Annotated in this window: 6 protein-coding genes and 1 pseudogene; 6 read left to right on the top strand and 1 reads right to left on the bottom strand. The window is 73.6% G+C overall.

Annotated features, from left to right (window positions below; genetic code table 11):
* From AB0J52_RS28915 to AB0J52_RS28890, 6 genes are all read left to right on the top strand, one after another.
* A partial coding sequence (locus AB0J52_RS28915; protein WP_500185661.1) for an ROK family protein occupies window positions 1-724 on the top strand: 724 nt, incomplete at its 5' end.
* A gap of 251 nt (window positions 725-975) precedes the next feature.
* Window positions 976-1326 (top strand): YbaB/EbfC family nucleoid-associated protein, encoded by a 351-nt coding sequence (locus tag AB0J52_RS28910; RefSeq protein ID WP_500185659.1) that lies wholly within the window; start codon window positions 976-978, stop codon window positions 1324-1326.
* On the top strand, window positions 1323-1667 hold the full coding sequence (locus AB0J52_RS28905) for a hypothetical protein (RefSeq protein WP_500185658.1): 345 nt from the start codon (window positions 1323-1325) through the stop codon (window positions 1665-1667). Before AB0J52_RS28910 ends, AB0J52_RS28905 begins: the two co-directional genes overlap by 4 nt.
* Window positions 1668-1674: 7 nt before the next feature.
* Window positions 1675-2679: a WXG100 family type VII secretion target gene (locus tag AB0J52_RS28900; protein WP_500185657.1), complete on the top strand. Its 1005-nt coding sequence runs from the start codon at window positions 1675-1677 to the stop codon at window positions 2677-2679.
* A complete protein-coding gene (locus AB0J52_RS28895) occupies window positions 2672-3193 on the top strand; it encodes a hypothetical protein (RefSeq protein WP_500185656.1) in 522 nt (173 codons plus the stop codon). The genes AB0J52_RS28900 and AB0J52_RS28895 overlap by 8 nt, the downstream gene beginning before the upstream one ends.
* Before the next feature lie 62 nt (window positions 3194-3255).
* Entirely contained in the window at window positions 3256-3882 is a 627-nt protein-coding gene (locus AB0J52_RS28890) for a class I SAM-dependent methyltransferase (RefSeq protein ID WP_500185655.1), read from the top strand.
* Between the two features lie 186 nt (window positions 3883-4068).
* On the opposite strand, the pseudogene AB0J52_RS28885 reads toward AB0J52_RS28890, so the two are convergent.
* Window positions 4069-4497 (bottom strand): annotated as a pseudogene (locus AB0J52_RS28885) (hypothetical protein); the annotation flags it as partial.

The raw sequence follows: 4497 nt of genomic DNA, 5'->3' as shown, positions 1-4497 counted from the left end.
CGGGCTGGACGCCTCGGCCGTGCGCGGCGTCGGGATCGGCGCGCCCGACCCGGCCGACTTCGACCTGTGGGACACCGGCCCGGTGGCCGAGCGCTTCGGCGTGCCCGTCCTGCTGGACAACGAGGTCAACGTCGCGGCGCTCGGCGAGCACCGCGTCCACCACCCCGGCGTCGAGGACCTGCTGTTCGTGAAGGTCTCCACCGGCATCGGCGCGGGCCTGATCTCCGGCGGGCGGATCCAGCGCGGCGCGCAGCGGGCGGCCGGCGAGATCGGGCACGTCCCCGTCGCGGACGGCCCCGGGGTCACCTGCCGCTGCGGCAACCTCGACTGCGTGGAGGCGGTCGCCGGAGGCGCGGCGCTCGTCGCCCTGTCCAGCGCCCCCGACCTGCCCACGCTCGTGTCGCGCGCGCAGGAGCAGGACGCCGAGGCCGTCCTGCTCGTCCGGGACGCGGGCCGCCGCCTCGGCGAGGTCATCGCCGCCGCCGTGAACATCCTGAACCCGGCCGTCGTCATCCTCGGCGGCGACCTCACCGCCGCGTACGAGCCGCTGGTCGCGGGCGTCCGCGAGGTCGTCTACCGGCGCGCGACCGCCCTCGCCACCCGCACCCTGCGGATCGAGCCGAGCCGCCTCGGCGAGCTCGCGGGCCTCACCGGCTGCGCCGCCATGGTGCTCGACCACACCCTCGCCCCCGAGGCCGTCGACGCCGCCCTGACCTCGGCCTGACGACCTCCCGGGAACCGACCCGGGGACTATCCGGCGAGCGGCCCGCGGACTTTCCGCACCGTTCGCACCCGGTGGGAATTCACGTCCCCTTCATGTCTCCGGCCTTTTGCACGTCACATTCCGGCCCGCCGGAAAGCTCGGCTTTACCTTGCGACGCGGTTAACGCATCGCCTACGCTCTCACGCCTCATCCCTCCTTCCCCCCGGGGGCGAACCGTGCTCGACCAGTCTCCCGAAGCCATCGAAAAGGCTTTGGAGAATCTGACCAAGGACGCCGCGGAGAAGCTCGAACGCTACGCGGAGATGCGCGAGCAGATCGCCGCGATGCGCAGCACCGCGCAGTCCGCGGACGGCCTCGTCACGGTCACCGTCGCCCCCGGCGGCGCCGTCACCGGCATCGACCTCAGCGAGCGGGCGCTCCGGCAGAGCGCCGCGCAGTTGTCGGCGACGCTGATGAGCACCATCGCCGCGGCGAGCGCCGACGTGTCCCGCCGGATGGCCGCGGCCGTCGCGCCGCTCGCCCCCGCCGGAATGGACGTCGAGGCGCTCGTCCACTCCCGGCTGCCCGCGCCGCCGCGCGACGACCGGGAGGAGCGGCGATGACCGAGACCACCCACGACGTCGGGAAGCTGCTGTCGGCCGCCGAGAGCGCGGACCGGCTGAGCGACTCGGCGATGACGATCCAGGGCGCGGCCAAGGGCATCCACATCAGCGGCCACGAGTGGGGCGCGGTCGGCATGATCTTCAGCGCGCACTACGACGAGGCCGCCAAGGACGTCAACGAGCACCTGGACCTGCTGGTCAGGTCGCTGCGCGGGATCGAGGGCGGGATCGAGGCGACCGCGCGCAACTACGCGGGCGCCAACGAGCGGATCCTCGCGAAGATCTCCGCGCTGGAGGCCGACCGCCCGGAGATCAAGCCGGGCCCGGCGGGAAAGGACTGACCGCGCGATGGTGCAGATCTTCGACGACCCGGCCAAGGCGGGCCAGGGCAACGTCCTCCTGTGGAGCCAGGGCGCCAAGGGCTGGGAGCACTACCAGAACGAGGACTACAGCTCGATCGCCGGGGACGTCGCGGACCTCGGCTACGGCCTGTTCACCGCGTGGATGGACCCGCTCGGCGCGCTGGTGGGCGCGGGGGTCGGCTTCCTGATCGACGTGATCAAGCCGCTGCACGACATGCTCACCTGGGTCACCGGCGACGACGGCGCGATCGGCGACCACCGCAAGGAGTGGGACAAGGTCGGCAAGGACCTGGTCGCGCTCGCCGACCAGATGGGCACGGACCTGGCCAAGGACCTGGAGACCTGGACCGGCCCGGCCAGCGAGGCGGGCAAGGCGCGGATCGAGGAGTTCATCCAGGGGACGCGGGACACCGCCGCCGCGATCGGCGACATCAAGGGCCTGCTCGCCCTCACCGCCTCGCTCTGCGACACCGCGATGTCCCTACTCAAGGACCTGATCTCGCAGTTCGTCGAGTGGCTGATCATCACCTGGCTGGCCGCGCAGGCCGCCGCGATCCCGACGCTCGGCGCGAGCGAGGCCGCCGCCGCGGGCGCGACCACCGCCGAGGCCGCCGTCGCGACCAGCCGCGGCGCCCGGATCGTCCAGAAGGTGCTGGCCGTCTTCCGGAAGATGGCCGACGCCATCCGCCGGATCGTCACCAAGCTCAAGGCGCTGCGGAACTCGGCGGTGTGGAAGCTGACCGGCAAGGGCGGCAACCGCGCCCTCGGCCCGGGCGGCCTCGGCCGCGACCTGGTGTCGGACGGCCGGGACGCGCGCACCGCCCTCAACGGGGCCGGCGGTGCGACCAAGCCGTTCCAGTACGACCCCAAGGACGGCGCGATCGCGGCCGGAACCAAGATCGCCGCCGGGCTCGGGCAGAACGAGGAGGACGACCACAGCAACGTCCCGCCGCCCGGCGAGATCAACCGGAAGCTGAACCTCGGTGCCTGAGCCCATGCCCCACCCCGCTCCCGGCCCCGGCCCCTTCCCCGAGCCCGGAACCGTGTCCGAGACCTGGACGGGCTTCCGCTCCGCGCCGCTCGCCCTCCCGGTGCTCTACGTCGTCGTCGTCCTCGCGGCCGTCGGCGGGGTCCCGGGACGCCTGGCCGAACCCACCACGCTCGGCCCGGCTCTCCTCGGGCTGGTGCTGCTGGTCGCCGTCCCGCTGCGCGCGGCGTTCCACCGCCGGATCGCGCTGGGCCCGGACACCCTGACCGTCCACCGGACGTTCGGCGCCCACGTGTTCCGGCTCGCCGACATCGGCTTCCTCCAGGAGAACCACCCCGGCGGGCCCGGGCCGCAATGGCCGAAGCTCCTGATCCGCGACACGTCCGGCCGGACATGCCGGACGTGGAGCCTCGGCCGGGGCCACGAGCGCATCGTCCAGACCGTCCGGAACGCGGTGATCCAAGCGGGCGGCCCCGACCCCCTGGCCTACATGGACGAGGAGAACACCGCCCTCTGACTCCGTTGCCGAAACCGCAACGGAGTTTGCCCTTTCCGGAGGGCGCTGGCGATGCTGGCCGCATGACAGAGGAACCGACGAACGAACAGTTCTGGGACGAGCGCTACGGCAACCACGGCCACGGGCACATCTGGAGCGGCGAACCCAACGCCGCTCTCGTGGCCGAGGTCGCGGACCTCACCCCCGGAACGGCCCTCGACCTCGGCTGCGGCGAGGGCGCGGACGCCGTCTGGCTGGCGCGGCAGGGCTGGAAGGTCACGGCCGTGGACGTGTCGGGCGTCGCGATCGGCCGCGCGATCGAGCACGCCGCGGAGACCGGGACCGCGGACGCCATCGAGTTCCAGCGCCGCGACCTGTCCGAGTCGTTCCCCGAGGGCCGCTTCGACCTGGTGACCTCGCAGTTCCTGCACTCCCCCGCAGCGCCGGTCTCCGAGGAGATCCTGCGCGCGGCGCGCGACGCCGTCGCCCCCGGCGGGACGCTGCTGGTCGAGGGGCACGCGGGCCCGCCGCCGTGGGCCCCGGACGCCCACAACTTCCTGCCCACCGCCGCCGAGGTCGTCACCGCCCTCGACCTCGACCCCGCCGAGTGGGAGGTCCAGCGCGCCGTCGAGCACGACCGGCTGCAGACCGGCCCGGACGGCACCGTCGTGACCCGCCTCGACTGCACAGTGAAAGCGAAGCGTAAATAGAGACCCGGCCCACTTCGCTCGCCCAGGGGCTCGCTACGTGACCGTGTCTGGGCGAACGCGGCATCGCTTCGCGATCTGCCCGGTTGCGCTCGCCTTCGGCTTCGCTTCACCGTGCAGGTAGCGCGTTCGCGCGCGTGGTTGAGGTTGCTTCCGGGACAAAGCTAGGCAGGAGCCTGCCCGGGAAGCCTAGGCGGGGGTTCGTTGGGCGTTCGGCTGCCGGGGCGAGCGTGTCTCCGGTCGCCGGGCGGGAGCGGCCTCCCGCTGCTGGGCCGGCACGGCGTCGGCCTTCGCCGCCTCCGCCGCCGGGGCGGAGTCGGAGGTCGGCTCCTCCCCGGTCTCATGGTGCTCGGGCTCCGCCGCCTCCGCCTCGGGCTCGGGCGGGGGGACGGGGATCAGCAGCTGGCGCGGGCGGCCGTTGGCGGGCGGGCCCGGGAGGGTGCCGCGCTGCCGCTCCAGGGCGTGCAGGATCTCGCGGAGGCCGGCGACCTGGCCGTCCAGGTCCGCCCGCAGCTCGGCCTCGTAGCGCACGACCTCCTCGGCCGACTGGAGCGCCTCCCGGTGCCGCTCCCGCGCCTCGTCGAGCAGGTCGGCCGCCGCCGCCCGGGCCTCCTCCTC

Source organism: Spirillospora sp. NPDC049652 (assembly GCF_040675125.1).
GTDB lineage: Bacteria > Actinomycetota > Actinomycetes > Streptosporangiales > Streptosporangiaceae > Spirillospora.
This window is presented reverse-complemented; position numbering and strand designations above follow the sequence as displayed.